Annotated in this window: 14 protein-coding genes and 1 pseudogene; 5 read left to right on the plus strand and 10 right to left on the minus strand. The window is 62.4% G+C overall.

The window, feature by feature from the left end; genetic code table 11:
* Positions 1-53: 53 nt before the first annotated feature.
* Genes hybB through F6V25_RS09560 form a run of 3 tightly spaced genes read right to left on the minus strand, consistent with a single transcriptional unit; the run spans position 54 to position 3371 of the window.
* Positions 54-1343, minus strand: coding sequence for a Ni/Fe-hydrogenase cytochrome b subunit (hybB, locus tag F6V25_RS09550; RefSeq protein WP_151128368.1), 1290 nt, complete (start codon positions 1341-1343; stop codon positions 54-56).
* Positions 1343-2275, minus strand: a complete 933-nt coding sequence (gene hybA, locus F6V25_RS09555; RefSeq protein WP_151128369.1) for a hydrogenase 2 operon protein HybA — start codon at positions 2273-2275, stop codon at positions 1343-1345. Before hybA ends, hybB begins: the two co-directional genes overlap by 1 nt.
* The gene (locus F6V25_RS09560) at positions 2259-3371 is read right to left on the minus strand and encodes a hydrogenase small subunit (protein ID WP_149307218.1); all 1113 of its coding nucleotides are present in this window, start codon (positions 3369-3371) and stop codon (positions 2259-2261) included. Before F6V25_RS09560 ends, hybA begins: the two co-directional genes overlap by 17 nt.
* A gap of 353 nt (positions 3372-3724) precedes the next feature.
* Between F6V25_RS09560 and F6V25_RS09565 the strand changes: the two genes are divergently transcribed.
* Genes F6V25_RS09565 through F6V25_RS09575 form a run of 3 tightly spaced genes read left to right on the plus strand, consistent with a single transcriptional unit; the run spans position 3725 to position 7355 of the window.
* Positions 3725-5095: a sigma-54-dependent transcriptional regulator gene (locus tag F6V25_RS09565; protein ID WP_151128370.1), complete on the plus strand. Its 1371-nt coding sequence runs from the start codon at positions 3725-3727 to the stop codon at positions 5093-5095.
* Between the two features lie 34 nt (positions 5096-5129).
* Positions 5130-7151 (plus strand): cache domain-containing protein, encoded by a 2022-nt coding sequence (locus F6V25_RS09570; protein ID WP_151128371.1) that lies wholly within the window; start codon positions 5130-5132, stop codon positions 7149-7151.
* A 15-nt stretch (positions 7152-7166) separates the two neighbouring features.
* Positions 7167-7355, plus strand: a complete 189-nt coding sequence (locus F6V25_RS09575) for a hypothetical protein (protein WP_151128372.1) — start codon at positions 7167-7169, stop codon at positions 7353-7355.
* A 22-nt stretch (positions 7356-7377) separates the two neighbouring features.
* Here the strand turns inward: F6V25_RS09575 and F6V25_RS09580 are convergent, their stop codons facing one another.
* The 7 genes and pseudogenes from F6V25_RS09580 to F6V25_RS09605 form a co-directional block, all read right to left on the minus strand.
* Positions 7378-8505, minus strand: coding sequence for an ABC transporter permease (locus tag F6V25_RS09580; RefSeq protein WP_151128373.1), 1128 nt, complete (start codon positions 8503-8505; stop codon positions 7378-7380).
* A gap of 153 nt (positions 8506-8658) precedes the next feature.
* A complete protein-coding gene (locus F6V25_RS09585) occupies positions 8659-9792 on the minus strand; it encodes an ABC transporter permease (RefSeq protein WP_151128481.1) in 1134 nt (377 codons plus the stop codon).
* Between the two features lie 14 nt (positions 9793-9806).
* The gene (locus tag F6V25_RS17490) at positions 9807-10790 is read right to left on the minus strand and encodes an ABC transporter ATP-binding protein (RefSeq protein ID WP_218043544.1); all 984 of its coding nucleotides are present in this window, start codon (positions 10788-10790) and stop codon (positions 9807-9809) included.
* 591 nt (positions 10791-11381) lie between these two features.
* Positions 11382-11924 (minus strand): annotated as a pseudogene (locus F6V25_RS17495) (ABC transporter ATP-binding protein); the annotation flags it as partial.
* Positions 11869-12888: a beta-barrel domain-containing protein gene (locus F6V25_RS09595; protein WP_151128375.1), complete on the minus strand. Its 1020-nt coding sequence runs from the start codon at positions 12886-12888 to the stop codon at positions 11869-11871. The gene F6V25_RS09595 and the pseudogene F6V25_RS17495, both read right to left, overlap by 56 nt.
* Before the next feature lie 146 nt (positions 12889-13034).
* Positions 13035-14825, minus strand: a complete 1791-nt coding sequence (locus tag F6V25_RS09600; RefSeq protein WP_246167013.1) for an MXAN_6640 family putative metalloprotease — start codon at positions 14823-14825, stop codon at positions 13035-13037.
* Positions 14825-15337 carry a hypothetical protein gene (locus tag F6V25_RS09605; RefSeq protein ID WP_151128376.1) on the minus strand — a complete coding sequence of 171 codons (513 nt, stop codon included), beginning with the start codon at positions 15335-15337 and terminating at the stop codon, positions 14825-14827. The genes F6V25_RS09600 and F6V25_RS09605 overlap by 1 nt, the downstream gene beginning before the upstream one ends.
* Positions 15338-15559: 222 nt before the next feature.
* Between F6V25_RS09605 and metK the strand changes: the two genes are divergently transcribed.
* Both metK and leuB read left to right on the plus strand, forming a co-directional pair.
* Complete coding sequence (gene metK, locus F6V25_RS09610) at positions 15560-16726, plus strand: methionine adenosyltransferase (RefSeq protein ID WP_149307210.1); 1167 nt, start codon at positions 15560-15562, stop codon at positions 16724-16726.
* A 374-nt stretch (positions 16727-17100) separates the two neighbouring features.
* A complete protein-coding gene (gene leuB / locus F6V25_RS09615) occupies positions 17101-18189 on the plus strand; it encodes a 3-isopropylmalate dehydrogenase (protein ID WP_151128377.1) in 1089 nt (362 codons plus the stop codon).
* The last annotated feature ends 175 nt before the right edge of the window (positions 18190-18364 follow it).

Here is an 18364-nt window from a genome sequence, read left to right on the forward strand (position 1 = left end):
TTTTATTGATAAGATTCAAATAGCGAGTGTTTGTATCTCGTTGTGCCGTTCCCTTACGCCTTTTCCCCCAGGGGATGCGTTGCCGCGTGTTGCTCGCGGGTGTGCAGCCTCGGCAGAACCGGCAGCAACTTGACCAGCACCTGGTAGCCCAGGATCTCGAAGGCAACGATGCCGACCGTTACCATCAGTTCCGCGAGGGCCGGGAAGTAATGCCATCCTTTGCCGGGGTTGAAGCCGATCAGATAGACGTTGAAGCGGTACAGGGCCCCGCCGAACACGATCAGGGCGGCTGAAACGAACAGCCAGCGGATGGATTCCCTTTTTTTCTTGCTGAAGAGGATCAGCGAACCGGCGGCGATCAGACAAAACTCCAGCAGGAAGAAGCACGAGTAAAAGTTGAAGGAAAGTGCGGTGCCCAGTTGTCCGCGCCAAGCCAGGTCGCCGATGACGACGCTCAGCCAGATAACCGTCAGAAAGGGGATGATGCGCGCCATTCCCGAAAGCTCCTTGGTTTCGAAGGGGCGTTTGAAGGCGTAGCACGAGATGACCGACTCCAGGATGGCAATGGAGTAGCCGATATACATGCAGTTGATCAGGAACAGGAGCGGCAGGAAGCCGGTATGCCACAACGGGTGCAGTTTGGTCGACGCGATCAAAAGGAGCGAACCGAGGGACGACTGGTGCATGGTCGGCAGGGTGATGCCCAGCACGATGACGAAGATCAGAACCTTGTCGAGCCGGGGGCGGGCCCAGGCGGCCAATTCCTTGACCTTGTCGAGCCGGTCGCCGATCCGTTCGGGCCGTTCCATGCCGAGACGGCCGTACACCAAGTCCAGCATATGCTGCAAGGTCTTCCACTCGGTCTTTTCCAGCGTCGTCAGGATGGCGGGCAGAAACTCAATGATCAGGACCATCGTATAGGCCATGACGCAGACGGCGACTTCGAACATGGCGGAGTTGACCTGCCATTTGGAAGGGACGAAGAAGTTGTAGGCGTTCCAGGGGCGTCCCAGGTCCACCATGACCGAAAAACCGGCCAGCCCGTAACCGAACATGCTGGTCAGGATGGCGGAGCGGATCATGGGGTGGTAGTGCATGCGGTTGCGGATGTAGACCAGGATCGCCATGGCGTAGCCGCCGCAGGCGATGGCCGTGCCGGTGGCGACGTCGTAGGTGATCCAGATGCCCCAAGGATAGCCGTCGCTCATGTTGGAGACGGTGCCGATCCCTTTTACGAAGCGGAGAATGATCAATGCAAACCCGATCAGGGTCAGGGTCAGAAGAACGATAAACGAGGGGGTCAGAATTTTCGCTTCATGTGTCTGGTACTCATCGTGTCCCATCAGTGATGGCCCCCCTTGTCGTTTTTGGTGTCATGCTCGTCTTCACCATGCCCCTTCATGTTCTTCAGCGCGATGAAGCAGAGTGTGCTGTAAAGCGCCACCGGGGCGATGAAGCCCTTGTAGATGGTGTGCTGAATCTTTTCGGAAAATTCGGCGGGCGCCTCGTCCTTGAGTGTCGGCAGCCCCAGTTTGTTGAACTGCATGCTGGCGAGGTAGAGGTGGTTGGTGCCGCCGAGCTCATTTGCGCCATAGATGTGGTTGATGTACTTGCCCGGATTTTCCCGCAGCCGTTTTTCGGCCTCTTCCAGGAGGTCTTTCCGTTTGCCGAACATGATCGCACCGGCCGGGCATACCTCGGCGCAGGCGCTGATCCCCTTCTTCGGCAGGTTGGTGTTTTTGCACAGGTCGCATTTGACGATCTGGGGGATCGCCTTCTCCCACTGGAACTTGGGGATGTTGAAGGCGCAGGCCACCTGGCAGTAACGGCAGCCGATGCAGGTATTCTTGTTGTAATCCACGATGCCGGTTTCCGGGTCGCGCGTCATGGCGGCAACCGGGCAGACCGAAACGCAGGACGGCTTCTGGCAGTGCATGCAGGAGTATTTGACGTAGGACCATTCCTGCTCGGACTGTTTGAAGAGCTTGATCAGGGTGCGGGTGCTGCCCGACAGGTCTTCGGGGGCGTCCCACAGGCCGTCGGTGTCGAATTTGGCGCGCTCGTACGAGAGGCTGCCGTAATCGCCGTTGACCCGTTTGCAGGCGGACATGCAGGCCTTGCAGCCGACGCACTTGGTGGCGTCGTACAGCATGCCGATGGTTTCATTGTTGATCTTGTGCCCCTCATTGGCCACGGCAGCCTTCTTGCCGGCCAGCAGGGCTGCGCCGGTGGCGCCCATAATTTTGAGGAACTGGCGTCTACTCGGTTTTCCCATGGTCATCTCCCTTCTCCGGACCATCCGGCAGCTTCTTGGCCATCATGACACCCGCACCGATGGCGGCGCCGGCAGCAAGACCGATGACGCCGGTGGTCAGAGGATCAGGACCCTTGCCTTTTTCTTTCAGGTCGATCGGAGCATAACTATCGAACGGCGTCGGCTCGTGAATCTGAACCTTGTCGGCGATGGCGGTTTTGAAAAGCAGGTCCGGCTCGGTGCAGCCGATGCAGGGATGCCCGATGGAAACCGGCCAGGCACCCACGTCGTTGAAACGCAGCACCGAACAGTTGGCATAGGTGGCCGGTCCCTTGCAGCCCAGTTTGTAGAGGCAGTAGCCCTGGCTGTGACCCTCGTCGCCGAAGGCGCGGGCGAAACGGCCGGCGTCGAAGTGGGGGCGGCGCTCGCAGTGCTCGTGGATCCTGCGGCCGAAAGCGAATTTGGGGCGGCCCATCTGATCCAGCTCGGGCAGTTTTTTGAACGTTACGTAGTAGAGAACGGTCGAAAGGAAGTTGTAAGGGTTGGGGGGGCAGCCGGGGATGTTGATGATCGGCTTGTCCTTGACGATGTCGCGTACCCCTACGGCGCCGGTGGGGTTGGGGCCGACGGACTGGATGCCGCCGTAGCTGGCGCAGGTGCCCATGGAGATGATGGCGGCAGCGCCCTCGGCGGCATGCTTCAGCGAATCCAGGGCCGTTTTGCCGTGGACCTTGCAGTAGATGCCGTTGTCCTTGGTGGGGATGGCGCCCTCGACGACCAGGATGTACTTCCCTTTGTTGGCCAGCAAGGAGTCGGTCAGGGATTTTTCGGCCTGATGTCCGGAGCCGACCATGAGGGTCTCATGGTAGTCCAGGGAGATCATGTCGAGGATCAGGTTGGAGACGGTCGGATGCGTCGAACGCAGCAGGGATTCCGAACAACCGGTGCACTCTTGGAAATGGAGCCAGATTACTGCTGGCCTGTTGTCGCTCTTCTGGGCCGCTTGGGCAACTTTGGTAACCATCCCGTAGGGAAGCCCCAGCATGGCTGATACGGTCATGCAGGTCTTCATGAAGTCTCGACGGGTAACGCCGGGGAAAAGGCCCTCTTTTGTCATTGCATCCTCCGCTGTCATGTGCTTGATATGTGGCTGGTTAAAAACCTTGTAGTATACGGCAACAGGCGTGCCAATCTTGCTGTTTGGGACGACTTGCTGCAACTGTTTATAATTGCTGGATTCGTTGCGTTTACGACTCGGCGGGCAGACGACAAAACAAAACAACGGTTGCGTCTTTTTGGCACATGATGTATCTTTTTGTCCCAGGCAGTCCCCTCCGCTTCCCTCTGTTCTCACAGGGAAAAAACAGCCGCTCCATGGTTCAGGAGAGAGATTACGAGCTTGTCTGCCCGCTGGTCTCGCTGGGGGCAAGGGGGGAACGACGCCACCCGCGTGAATAAGGAGCATGTCCTATGCCAACTGTGTTTGTATGTGATGATGAAGCGGATATTCTCCGCTATCTTGATAAGCTCCTGAGTGCGAACGGCTATCAGGTCGAGACCTTTTTGCGCGGCAACGAGCTTCTGAAGCGGGTAAAGGCGTCGGATGCCGCGGAGTGCGATGTGATCCTCCAGGACGTGCGCATGCCCGACATGGACGGCCTCCAGGTTCTCAAGCATCTCCGTAGCGAACGCCCGGACGTGCCGGTGGTCATCATGACGGCCCATGGCACGATCGACGATGCGGTCCAGGCCATCAAGCTGGGGGCCTACGACTATATCACCAAACCGTTTCCCAAAGAGAAGCTGCTCACGGTGCTGGACCGACTGCTCGACCATCACCGGCTGGCCAATGAAAATCTCATGTTGCGCAAGGAGTTGCAGCGGGGGACGGGCCGTTCCGAAACAATGGTTTTCAGGAGTGCCTGTTTCCGCGAGGTGTACGACCTGACCCTTCAGGTCGCCTCCAGCGATGCCAATATCCTGATCCTGGGGGAATCGGGCACCGGCAAGGAGTTGATCGCCAGCACCATCCACGCCAACAGTCCGCGTGCCGGCAAGCCGTATATCTCCCTCAACTGCGCCGCCCTCTCGGATACCCTTCTGGAAAGCCAGCTCTTCGGGCATGTGCGCGGTGCCTTTACCGGCGCCGTCATCAATCAGAAGGGGCTGGTGGAGGAGGCGGACGGCGGGACGCTTTTTCTGGACGAGATCGGCGATGTCAGCCCGACGGTGCAGGCCAAGCTGCTGCGGGTCATCCAGGAAAAGGATTTCATCGCGGTCGGCTCGACCCGGCCCCGCAAGGTGGATGTACGTTTTGTCGCCGCCACCAACAAGGACCTGGTCAACGAGGTCCGGGACGGCCGTTTCCGCGAGGATCTCTATTACCGCCTGAACGTCATAACCGTGAATCTCCCCTCCCTGCGCGAGCGGCGCGAGGACATCGAACCGCTTGCGCGCCACTTCCTGGATATCTATACCGCCAAGATGAAGAAAGAGGTGCACGATTTCGAGGATGAAGCCCTGGCGATGCTGATGGACTACGATTGGCCCGGCAATGTGCGCGAGTTGGAGAACGTCATGGAGCGCGCCGTGATCCTGGCCCGTTCCAACACCATCACCGCCGCCCTGCTCCCCATCGGGAGGCGCCGCGAGACCGTGGCCGCCCTCCATGGGGCGGCCCCCCTGGTGGCGCTGGATGAGGTGGAGCGGCAACATATCAAGGCGGTGTTGAAGCGCACCGGCTTCCACAAGAGCCGCACGGCCGAGATCCTCGGCATCTCGCGCAAGACGCTGGACCGCAAGATCGTCGAATTCGGCCTCAATGCCGGCCGGGCCGAGTAATGCCGGGCCGTGGCCCTCATGGGCGTGAGGCGGCATGAAGTTCCTGCGGACCTCCATACGCTTCAAGCTGACGGTGGGCACCATGGTGCCGTTGATGGCGGCCATTGCCGTCTGTTGGGTCATCGGTTCCTCGATCATCATCACGCGCTTCATCAGCGAGGCGCAACAGACGGTGGAGAGCAATCTCAGTTCGGCTAACGAGATCTTTCTGGGGGAGATGGCGCGTCTGAGCGACATCATCCGCTTGGCCGGCCTCTCCCCGGAATTGTCGGCCGCCCTGCGCGACAACAAAAACCTGCCGGCCGTTATCCCCCTTCAGTCTATACTCAGGAATGATCGCCTCAGTTTCCTGACCCTGGTGGACCGTTACGGTTTGGTCCGCTACCGGGCCGCCAACCCCGGCAGTACGGGCGATGCGCTGCGATCGGAAAAAATCCTCACCGATGCCGCCAAGGGGATCGTCTGCAGCGGTATTTTCCTGTTGCGGCCCGAGCAGGTCGTTCGTGAAAATCCCCAACTCCCTTCGCTGATGAATATCCCCCTCAAACCTACCCCCCTTGCCCGGACCTACACGAAACAGGTCGAAAACCGCGGGTTGTTCCTGATTGCCGCTGCCCCGGTCATCGCAGCCGACGGCACCGTTGCCGGCGTGATCTATGGCGGCATGTTGCTCAATGGCGAAAACAGGCTCGTTGACCGCATCACACGGGTCATTTTCCAACCGCGGGAAAATGCCGGCCAGCCGGTGGGCAGTGCCACGGTATTCCTGGATGATGTGCGCATCGCCACCAGCGTGATGAACGAGCGGGGCGAGCGGGCCATCGGCAGCGTGATGTCGGCCGAGGTGTATAACGCCATCAGCCGGGGGGAAAAATGGAACGGCAAGGCATTCGTGGTGGACAGATGGAACTTTACCGCCTACGAACCGCTCCGGGATTACCGGGGAACCGTGGTCGGCGCGCTCTATGTGGGGATGCCGGAGCAGCCCTATGCGGAGTTGCGCTCCCAGATCAACATGATCTTCTCCGGGGTCCTGGCCTTCGTCACCCTGTTCGGCGTCCCGCTTTCGGCCTGGCTCGGCTCCAACATGGCCCGGCCGATCAAGGCGCTGGAAGAGGGGGCCCGGAGGATCGCCGCCGGTGAACAGCAGTCCGACATCACCGTGGACAGCCATGACGAGATCGCCTCGCTGGCCGGCGAGTTCAACATCATGAAACGCCGCCTGAAGGAGCGGGAACGGGAGATCCTGTCCCTCAACCACACCCTGGAAGAGAAGGTGACGGAACGCACCACCCAGTTGGAGGAAAAGAACGAGCAACTGCTGCTTGCCCAAAAGGAGCTGGCCCAGGCGGAACGGTTGGCGGCCATCGGGCTTCTGGCCTCCGGCGTGGCCCACGAGATCAATAATCCCCTGGCCATCATCCGGGGCAATGTGGAGCTTTTGGAGATGAACAGCGCTGCCGACGATCACGGCCCCGAAGAGCTGGACACCATCATGCGCCAGGTGGCACGGATCGAGCGGATCGTCAAAAATCTCCGGGCCTTCTCGCGCGGCAGCGCCAAGCAGCTCAGCCGGTTTTCCCTCGCGGAGGTGCTGGAGGATATCCTGGATCAGGTGGGACATCAGGTGTTGCTCGATCCCTATACCGTGACCCGGGATTACCGCGGGAAAGAGATCATGATCGAGGCGGACGAAGACCAGTTGCGGCAGGTCTTCACCAACCTGATCGTGAACGGTCTGCAGGCCATGGAGGGGGGCGGGACGCTCTTCGTGGACATCGGTGACGACCCGGAGGCCGGGCTGTGCCGGGTAGCGGTCGCGGATACCGGACCGGGCCTCAGCGAAGAGCAGGTGGAGAAACTATTCACCCCCTTCTATACCACCAAGCCCCATGGGACCGGCCTGGGGCTGGCGGTATCCTACGGCATCGTCAGGGACCACGGCGGCGAGATCGAGGTATTGAGCGAGCCGGGCCAGGGCACGATTTTCAGCGTCATCCTGCCGCTCAAGCAGGCCTCCGAAGAGCAAAGAGAGCAGGGATCACCTATTGTGTAAAGGAGCGTTATCGCTATGCATGACCTGTTACCGGATGGAGAAGAGCTGCGGCGCGCAATCAAATGGATATCCGGCAACCTTCTGGAGAACCCCGGCCAGCCGCTGGCGCCGCTTCTCCAGGAGGCGGTCTTCAAGTTCGACCTCTCCCCCAGGGATGGGGAGTTTTTGATCCGGTTCTACCGCAAGGAAAAAGCGGACGAGTGACGGGCGGCCATCCGCCCGTCCATTATCCCACCGTCTTTCTGAAACGCCCCACCGCCACCATGAGCACCACGACGCCGATGGCCGTAAGGGCCGCCAACTCCCGCCAGAGCACCACGATCCCCACACCCTTGAGAAAGATGGAACGCAGGATGATCATGTAGTAGCGCAGGGGATTGATCAGGGTGATGTACTGTACCGCAACCGGCATGTTGTCGATGGGGAAGGAGAAGCCGGAGAGCAGCATGCAGGGAAAGATGACGAAGAAGGCGGTCATCATGGCCTGCTGCTGGGTGCTGCTGACGGTGGAGATCAACAGCCCCGCCCCCAGGGAACTCATGAGGAACAGGCCGGTGCTGAAGGCCAGAAGCCCCAGGCTCCCCCGGATGGGGATATCGAACCAGCGCACCGCCACGAAGGCCACGATGATCACATTGGCGTAGCCCATCAGGATGAAGGGGATCGTCTTGCCGAGGATGAACTCCCCTTTGGTGATGGGGGTGACCACCACCTGTTCGATGGTGCCGATCTCCTTCTCCCGCACCACGGCCATGCTGGAGAGGAGCATGGTCACCACCATCACCAGCATGGCGATGACCGCCGGCACGAAATAGACCCGGCTCTCCAGGTTGGGGTTGAACCAGGCCCGGGAACGGAGCGTCACCCCCTCCGGCCGGGCGGCAACCCCGTTGCGGGCCAGGCGAAGGGCCAGCTCTTCGGCGTTGTAGGCGCCGATGATCGAGGAGGCGTAGCCCAGCACGATCCCGGCCGAGTTGGCGTCGCTGCCGTCCAGGATCAGGGCCAGGGGGGCCGCCCCCTCCTTTTTCAGCCGCCCTTCGAAACCGTGGTCGAAGACCAGTACCGCCCGCACCTGGCCCCGGTCCAGCAGATAGCGGATACGGCGCTCGTCCGCGACCCGCTCGGTGATGTCGAAGTACCCGGAGCGCTGGAAGCGCTCCACGATTCCGCGGCTCTCGCGGCTGTTATCACGATCCAGCACCGCGGTGCGGCTGTTGCGCACGTCGGTGTTGACCGCATAGCCGAAGACCACCACCTGGAACACCGGAAAGACGAAGATCACGAACCGGGTGCGCGGGTCCCGCAGCACCTGGATGAACTCCTTTATGAGCATGGCCTTCAGCCGTTCGAACATGTGATGTTTCCTTGCAGGTTGTTGAAAAACAGCCATCTCGCCGCATCCTCGAAAACCACTTCGTGCGACGTAGCGCTGCTACGCCTCCTCGTGGTTTTCTGCGGGTGCGGCGATCTGACTATTTTTGAACAACCTGGGTTTTTCAGCCGCCTGTTAATCGATCTTCTTCCTGAACTTTTTCACCGCCAACGCCAGTACCGCCACGCCGAAGAGGGCCAGTACCAGCACCTGGGGGGCCAGTTCCTCCATACCCGCATCCTTGAGATAGATGCCGCGCAGGATGTGGACGAAATGGCGCGCCGTGACCACGTTGGTGGCGATCTGGATCACCTGGGGCATGTTGTCGATGGGGAACATGAACCCGGAGAGCAGGAAGGCCGGCAGCATGGTGGTCACCAGGGCGAACTGGCTGGCCAGGAGTTGGCTTTTGACCAGGATGCTGATCAGGATTCCCAGGGCCAGCGCCCCCACCAGGAAGACCAGGGACAGGGCGAACAGGAGCGCCAGGTTCCCCCTGAACGGCACGCCGAAGGCAAAGTACCCCACCAGCACGCACAGGACCAGGTCGATGGTTCCGATCATGAAGTAGGGGAGCAGCTTGCCGGCAACGATCTCCCCGCCGGTGAGCGGCGTGGCGATGAGTTGCTCCATGGTGCCGGTCTCCCATTCCCGCGCCACGGTCAGGGAGGTGAGCAGGGCCGCGATGACCATCATGATCACCGCGATCAGGCCGGGAAAGATGTAGTAGCGCGACACCAGGTCGGTGTTGAACCAGACCCGGGGGCGCAGGTCCACCGGCGGCGGTGTCGGGGAGCGGCCGGCCCGGTGGAGGCGTTGCACCATGATCTCGGCGGAGAAGGTGCGGGCCACCGCTTCGGCATAGGCCAGCACCAGGGTGGCGGTGTTGGCGTCGCTGCCGTCCAGGATGGCCTGCACATCGGCGCGGCCGCGTCCCTCCAGGGTGCGGCTGAAGCCTTCCGGCACCACCAGGGCGATGATGGCGCGGCGGCTGTCGATGGCCCGCTCGATCTCACCGTAGGACGAAGCGCGTTCCACCAGCTGGAAGTAGCGGGAAGAGGCGAAGCTGGCGACGAAATCCCGGCTGGCCACCGTATCGCTCCGGTCCCAGACCGCCAACTTGACCTTTTCGATGTCCAGGTTGAGGGCGTAGCCGAACAGGAACAGCATCAGCATGGGGATGGCCAGCCCCATGATCAGACTGCGGGGGTCGCGCAGCAGGTGCAGGGTCTCCTTGCGGGCCACGGCCCGGGTGCGGCGCAGTTTTATGGCGATATGGCCCGTCATGGGGTCGCCCTCGGCAACCGGCTCGATCCTTCGTCCCGGTCCCGCGCCTCGATCAGGGAAACGAACACATCCTCCAGGGAGGGGAGCACCCGGCGCAGGCGCACCTGCCCGGCCAGGGGAGAGGCGGCCAGGGCCGTTTCGGTGGCGGCGCTGTTCTCGGTCACCACATGGGCGCCCCGGCCGAACAGGGCGGCATGACGCACGCAGGGGAGCCGTTCCAGTTCCTCCAACAGGTCCTGGGGGCGTTCGCAGGCCGCTTCCAGAACCTCTTCGGCCATGTGCCCCCGTTTCAATTCCGACGGGCTCCCCAGGGCCACCAGTTCCCCCCGGTAGATCATGGCCAGGCGGTCGCAGTATTCGGCCTCGTCCATGTAATGAGTTGTGACGAATACGGTCACACCATTTGCCGCCAGGCGGTTGATCAGGTCCCAGAAGGAGCGGCGGCTGATGGGGTCCACCCCCGAGGTCGGCTCGTCCAGGAAGATCACCGGCGGCTCGTGCAGCATGGCGCACCCCAGGGCCAGGCGCTGCTTCCAGCCGCCGGACAGCTCGCCCGCCTTGGAGCGGCGCCGCTCCTCCAGCCCGGCCATGGTGATCACCCACTCCGCGCGCCGGGCCAGTTTTTTGGGGGGGATACGGTAGATGCCGCCGTAGAAGGCGATGTTTTCCTCCACGGTGAGGTCTTCGTACAGGGAAAATTTCTGGCTCATGTAGCCGATCCGCGTCTTGATCAGTTCCGGCTGGCGCATCACGTCGCAGCCGGCCACCCGGCCCTCGCCGGCGGAGGGCTCCAGAATGCCGCACAGCATGCGGATGGTGGTGGATTTGCCGGCGCCGTTGGGGCCGAGGAAGCCGAAGATCTCCCCCTGGGCCACCTCCAGATCGATGGCGTTGACGGCAATGAAGTCGCCGAAGCGGCGGGTCAGACCCCGTACCGACACAGCCGGTTCCCCGGCGGGAGGTTGTTGAAAAACAGCCATCAGGCCTTTGTCCTCGAAAGCCCTTTCGTGCGGCGTAGCGCTGCTACGCGTCCTCAGGGCATTCTGCGGGTGCGACGATCTGGCTATTTTTGAACAACCTGAATTTTCCGAAAACCTGGTAGGGGGGGAAGTCGACGGCTCCTGCTGCCTGTCCGCCTCGCCGATCATGGCGACGAAGACATCCTCCAGGGACGGTTCGACCCGTTCCAGGGCCTGCAACTCCATACCGGCTTGTAGGAACAGTTCCCGCAACTCCTGGTCGGCCCGCTCCGGCGCATCGCTGGTCAGGTGGAGCCGGTCGCCGAAGAGGGCGACGGCGAGATCAGGGCGCTCCTGCCGGAGTATCTGGGCCGCGGCGCGTGCATCGGGGGTGACCAGTTCCAGCACGCTCCCGCCGGTCAGTTGCCGCAGGGCAACCGGTTTGTCGCAGGCCAGAAGCCGCCCCTTGTGGATCAGGCCGACCCGGTGGCAGCGGTCCGCCTCGTCCAGGTAGGCGGTGGCCACGAAGATGGTCACCCCGTCCCGCAGCAGGCCGTAGAGGATGCGCCAGAAATCCCGGCGCGAGACCGGATCGACCCCGTTAGTCGGCTCGTCCAGGAACAGCACCTTGGGGGTATGGACCAGGGCGCAGGCCAGCCCCAGTTTCTGCTTCATGCCGCCGGAAAGGTTGGCGGCCTTGCGGTCGCGGAACGGGGCCAGGTTGCTGAAGGCGAGCAGGTGCTCCGTCCGTTCCAGCCGCTTGCGGCGCGCCACGCCGAAGATGTCGGCATAGAAGCGGATGTTTTCGGCCACGGTCAGGTCCGGGTACAGGCCGAAGCGCTGGCTCATGTAGCCGATAGCGCCCCGCACCGGTTCCAGGTCGCGGCAGGGACAGCCCAGCACCCGGGCATCGCCGGTGGTGGGGTCCATCACGCCGGTCAGCATGCGGATGGTGGTGGTCTTGCCCGCGCCGTCAGAGCCCACCAGCCCGAACAGTTCGCCGGGGGGCACGGAAAGGGTCAGGTCGTCCACGGCGGTCAGGTCGCCGAAGCGCCGGGTAAGCTTGGTAGCCACGATAGTCATGCCGCTTCGCCCTGAATCAAAGGTTGGTCCCCTGGGGCGAGCCCTTCCGGTCCCCGGTCTCGATGACCGCATCGGCCGGCATACCCGGCTTCAGCTCCATCCTGGGGTTGGCCATGGTGATCTTGATGCGGTAGACCAGCTTGACCCGCTCCTTTTCGGTCTGGACGTTCTTGGGAGTGAACTCCGCCTCGGGAGAGATGAAGGAGACCGTTCCCTCGAAGACCCGTCCCGGCCAGGTGTCCACCGTGACCCGCGCCCGCTGTCCCACCTTGACCCGCCCCATCTCGGTTTCCGGGATATAGGCCCGCAGCCAGACGTCGTCCATCTTGCCGATGGTGACGACCGGGGCGCCCACGGCCAGCATCTCCCCCTGCTCGGCATGTTTGGCCAGCACCAGCCCCGCCAGGGGGGCGGTGAGCGTACTCTGGGAGAGGCGTGTTTCGGTCAGGGCCAATCCGGCCTCGGCCGCTTCGACATGCGACTTTGCCTGTCGTACCGCATCCGGCCGGGGGCCGATCCGCAGCAGTTTCAGGCGCTGCTCGGCCTCGCGCACCGCGGCGGCCGAAGCGTCGCGCCCGGCCCGGGCGGCATCCAGGTCCTTCTGGGGGATTACCTCGCGCTTGAAGAGCGCCTCCGAGCGGAGGGCATCCTTCCTCAAGCGTTCGGCATCGGCCCGCATTCGCGCCAGTGCCGCCTCGGCCTGGGCAATCTCCTCCCGGCGGCTGCCGGCTTGCAGGTCGGCCAGGGCTGCCTGGGCGGCCCGTTTTTCGGCTGCCCGGGCGTTTTTGTCTTCTTTCAGCTCGTCATCCTCCAGGCGCGCCACCAACTGACCCGCCGTGACCATCTCCCCCTCGTCCACCAGGCGTTGGGCCAGGCGGCCGCCGACCTTGAACGACAGCTCGACCGAGGTGACCTCTATGGTGCCGGAAACCTTGAGCGTGTTTGACTCCTCTGGTCTGTGGCGCATGACGAAAAATACCGTCATTGCCAGCACAACGACAATGACGGCGGCGATAATCATCTTCTTCCAGTGCATCAAAGGCCTCCCCCAGGCGTTCTGTTCAATGGGTGTACCTGGTTTCAAGTGTACCACGGGGACGGGCGAAGGCACGCGCCGTTGACAGGGGAAAAGCGACCGCGGCCGCTTTTCCGGTCATTTCCGACACGGCGCCCCCGCCGGTGTCAAACGGTCTGGACCATGGTCCTGTGTCGCCGGCGGAGCGGGATATACAGGCCTGCCGCCATCATCAGCGCGGCGGCCATGGCTGCGGGGTGGGCAACGGCCATGACGACCGGGGTCAGGATCAGTCGCGCCGCCCAGCGCAGGGTCTCATGGCGGGCGATGAAGTCCGCCAGCGGCGGGCTGAAGCGGTAGTAGAACTCCACAAAGGCCCGGCCGGGGGCGTTGGTCAACAGATAATGGTCGCGGAACTCGCGCAGCACCCGGACCTGGGGATGAAGGTAGCTGCCGTAGGCGGCGGTGGCGATGAAGCAGCCGCCGCCACCACCGCCGCCGCCGCCGGAGGGCGTGCGCGTGACTTGGCTCCCGTCGCTGCTGAACCCGGCAAAGAGGTTGTCGCTGCCGGTGGTGTTTGCCAGGAGGAGTACAACCTCGGTGGTCGCGCCGAAACCGGGTATCGTTATCTGGCTGCTGCCGACGCCGGCGGTGAACGAGTTGATGCTGTTCCCTGTTTTGCTGAACGCGACCGCAGAAATGCCGGTATCGGCGGTGAGGGTAATGGTCAGGGTGGCGGGCGAGGTTGCCGACGGCACCATGCGGAAAAAAGCAAACGAGTAATGGGGCAGGATTACGGATGGGGAGGGGGTGGAGGTACCCGCAACCGGGTAGGATGTAAAGGTCCCCGTCATGGCCGCCGCTGGGATCAGCGGTATCTCCGGCTGGTGGGTACTCCAGGCACCGGTGTACAGCTTGCCGGCATACCCAAGGAAGTCCGTGCTCAGGCTTGAGCCGCTGGCCTGCAATAAGGTGTCGATTATGGGTATCATGGGGATATCGCCCTGTCCGGCTGGTGCCGTTGTCGCCAGGCGTTCCCAAAAGCTGCGCACGATGCTCTGCCCGCCATGGGCCTCGGCAAGATGGCGGTTGAACAGCCAACGGCCGTATCCACCTCCCGTGGTGATGCTGGGGGCGATATCGATGCTCAGGTTCGTGTTCAGCAGCGCCGCGTCGAGATAGGCGTAGAGCTGGTTGACGTTGTCGTACACCTCATCTTCGTACCAGGTGGAGGTCGCCTCGGCGTACCAGATATCGAAGAAAAAGTTGTAGCCGTACTGGATGGCGTGGTGATATTCATGGGCTGCGGTGATCTGGAGGCTTTGCAGGGGCGTGTAGACCTGGGGGTGGAATATCGGACTGGTGAAATCCTTGTCGATCTCGATGTAGCTCCCGTAGGCGTTGGTAAAGCCGGGGGAGGGCGACGAAGAGGTCGATGTCGTCTGGCCGTATATCTTCAACGCAGCCAGGCTGCGCAGGTAGATGTGGTACGGGGTGCCCGGCGGCGGGTGGTAGCCGTCGGCGGTCATGTAGGTTGCGTAGACGCTCTCGAAGGTGTCGGCCACGGCCTGCACCCAGGATGGGACGGTATACCCGGCTGCCGGCGTCGGGACATCGCTGCCCGATGTGGCATAGTGGATCAGGAAGTGCCCGCCGCTGGAGAGGAGGGTCGCCTCGCCCGTCAGCGCCGGTGCGGCCAGTTGTTTGGCCAGCGTCTTCCGGGTCGCCGGTTCCAGCAGGCTCCAGTCCCTGCTGAGCTCGTGTTTGAGCGGCGTTCCGCATTGGATGGCTCCGGCCGTCTCTGCCGTCGTGGACAGAATCGCCTTTTCCAGTGCGCTGCCGCCCTGCTCATTGAAAGCGGCCAGGTAATAATCGTCGAGCGGCCCGGCAGCCCCCGGCAGGGAGAGGCCAAGCACGCAAGCAAACGCCACCGCAAGCCGTGTGAACGCCATTGTCATCAATCCACCATCCTTTTGCCCACGCGCAATGCTATGAGCGACGTTTGATCGCTTTCTACCCGCACGTTCCTGGCCAGGGGGCCCTCTCCGACGACATACCGCCCCGCTGGGAGCACGGCGATGAAATACCCCTGCTCGTCGGTCTGTACCGTTGTCACGACGTTGGTGCCCGATGAGATCGGCAGACGCATGGCAGGGGCGGCCAGGTACCCGGCCCCGCCGGTCAGTTTGCCGCCCGCACTCTGGATGTAGCAGATGCCGGCCACGGCCCCCGTGCCTGCCGGCAGGGCGACCGCCTCAATCCTCGCACCGGGGAGCGCGACCACCGGCCGAACCCCGTCCCGCACCGCCACGGCGCGCTTCCCGTCTGCCGCCAGGCCGGCGACAAAGCGGCTTCCGTCGAAATGGTAATAATTCCAGGCACCATTCGGCCGTTTCGCGGCGGCTACGGCCGCACCGCCCAGGAACAGGCAGACGACCACGGCGAGTATGAGGTTGAAACCGGCGGCCATAGGGGCGCTCCGAAAGGGGGAAATTCCCAAAATGCGCGCTATTGTGCAGTAAGTTGCGGGTGCGAGTCAAACGGAATGAAGCCGGACTATCTTTACTTGACAAAACAGATACATATTTATAAATTAACAGGTTCATTCGACGAGTATTTCAGTATGGGTTCCGATCCGTCGGTTCCAGGGCTTTAGAGAGCAATAATTGCCATCAGAGAGGAGTTCCGTTTCATGTCCGAAAAATTCATATTCACCTCAGAGTCGGTATCCGAAGGTCATCCCGATAAGGTCGCCGATCAGGTCTCCGATGCCATCCTCGATGCCATCCTTGCCCAGGACAAGACGGCCCGCGTGGCCTGCGAAACCCTGGTGACCACCGGCATGGCGGTTATCGCCGGAGAGATCACCACCAACGCCGCCATCAACTACTCCGAGATCGTGCGCAACACCATCAAGGAGATCGGCTACACCGACTCCGAAATGGGCTTCGACGCCGACACCTGCGCGGTGCTGGTTTCCGTCGACCGGCAGTCGCCCGACATCGCCCAGGGGGTCAACGAGGGTGACGGCCTGCACAAGGAACAGGGCGCCGGCGACCAGGGGCTCATGTTCGGCTACGCCTGCAACGAGACCCCGGAACTGATGCCGATGCCGATCCAACTGGCCCACGAACTGGTGGCCAAGCTGGCCGAGGTGCGCAAATCCGGCCAGTTGAGCTTCCTCCGCCCCGACTCCAAGTCCCAGGTTTCGGTCGAATACGTGGACGGCAAGCCGAGCCGCATCGACACGGTGGTCATCTCCACCCAGCATACCCCCGACGTGACCCATAAGGAGATCGAGGAGCGGGTGATCGCCGAGGTGGTCAAGAAGGTCATCCCGGCCGAGTTGCTGGATGCCGATACCCGCTACTTCATCAACCCCACCGGCCGTTTCGTGGTGGGCGGCCCCATGGGCGACTGCGGCCTGACCGGCCGCAAGATCATCGTCGATACCTACGGCGGCATGGGGCGTCACGGCGGCGGCGCCTTCTCCGGCAAGGACCCCTCCAAGGTGGACCGCTCGGCGGCCTACATGGGGCGCTACGTGGCCAAGAACCTGGTGGCCGCTGGCCTGTGCGAACGGTGCGAGGTGCAGGTGGCCTATGCCATCGGCGTGGCTCAGCCGGTCTCCATCATGGTGCATACCTTCGGCACCGGCAAGGTGAGTGAAGACCGTTTGGCCGAACTGGTGCGCGAGGTATTCGACATGCGCCCCCGCGCCATCATCGAACAGCTCGACCTGCTCCGCCCGATCTACAAAAAGACCGCCGCCTATGGCCACTTCGGTCGTGAACTGCCCGAATTCACCTGGGAGAAGACCGACAAGGCAGCGATTCTCAAGACCAAGGCGGGCATCTAAGGGCCCGAGCCGCACAGCGTTGCATACATCCTGACGAGTGGATGGTCAAGGCCGGGGCGGTTGCGAAACCGCCCCGTTCTGTTAGCAGGTTGTTGAAAAACAGCCATCTTGCCGCCGTCCTCGAAAACCGCCTTGTGACTTCGGCCTGCGGCCTCACCCTTCGGGCGCCTTCGCGGTCCAATTTCACAAGTGAAATTGTGCGGCGTAGCGCTGCTACACCTCCGCGGGGCTTTCTGCGGGTGCGACGATCTGACTATTTTTGAACAACCTAAATTTTTGACAACCCATCAGTGTGCCCGAAAACTGATACCCGCTGTTGACAAAACAGGGGTATAGAAATTAGTATACTACAGAGACTTACAGAGGAGATTTACATGGCACAGGCGTATAAGATAGCGGTTCTGCCGGGTGACGGCATCGGACCGGAGGTGATGGCCGAGGCGCTGCGGGTTTTGGACGCCATTGAAAAAAAATATCAGGTGACCTTCGAACGGACCCACGCCAATGTGGGCGGGGCCGGCATCGACAATGAGGGCAAGGCCCTCCCCGAGACCACGGTGAATATCTGCCGGGCCAGCGATGCCATCCTGTTCGGCTCGGTGGGTGGGCCGAAGTGGGAGAACCTGCCGCCCGACGAACAGCCGGAGCGGGGGGCGCTGCTCCCCCTGCGCAAGATCTTCGGCCTCTACGCCAACCTGCGGCCGGCCATCATCTTCCCGTCCCTGACCGGCGCATCGTCGCTCAAGGAAGAGGTCATCGGGGGGGGCTTCAACGTCCTGGTCATCCGCGAGTTGACCGGCGGCATCTACTTCTCCCAGCCCAAGGGTATCGAAGGAAACGGCCGGGACCGGATCGGCGTGGATACCATGCGCTACTCCGTGCCGGAGATCGAGCGCATCGCCCATGTCGCGTTCCAGGCGGCCCGCAAGAGGGGCAAGAAGGTCTGCTCCATCGACAAGGCCAATGTCCTCTCCAGCTCGGTGCTGTGGCGCGAGATCGTCACGACCGTTGCCAAGGAATACCCGGACGTGGAGTTGTCCCACATGTATGTGGACAACGCCGCCATGCAGCTGGTGCGCTGGCCCAAGCAGTTCGACGTGATCCTGTGCGAGAACATGTTCGGCGACATTCTCTCCGATGAGGCCGCCATGCTGACCGGCTCCCTGGGCATGCTGCCGTCCGCGTCCCTGGCCGAGGGTACCTTCGGCATGTACGAGCCGTCCGGCGGTTCTGCCCCGGACATCGCCGGCCAGGGGATCGCCAACCCCATTGCCCAGATCCTTTCGGCGGGCATGCTGCTCCGCTTCTCCTTCGGCATGGTCGAGGCGGCCGACGCCATCGACAACGCCGTGGCCACGGTGCTGGACCAGGGCTTCCGCACCCGCGACATCTATCAGAAGAAGGAAGGCGAAAAGCTGGTGAACACGAAGGAGATCGGCGACGCCATCATCGCGGCACTGTAACCTGAATCCGTGACGCCTGAACGGCTCCTCTCGCTTACCATGCCTCAGCCCAGGCATTGCCGGTTATGTCTCCGCCGTAGCGGAGGACGCACGGCAAAGCAGGCATGACGCTAAATGGGAGGCGTTGGGTTCCGGCATGTCGCTCGTTCCACCGTTCAGTCGTCACGGATTCAGG

Source organism: Oryzomonas japonica (assembly GCF_008802365.1).
Lineage (GTDB): Bacteria > Desulfobacterota > Desulfuromonadia > Geobacterales > Pseudopelobacteraceae > Oryzomonas > Oryzomonas japonica.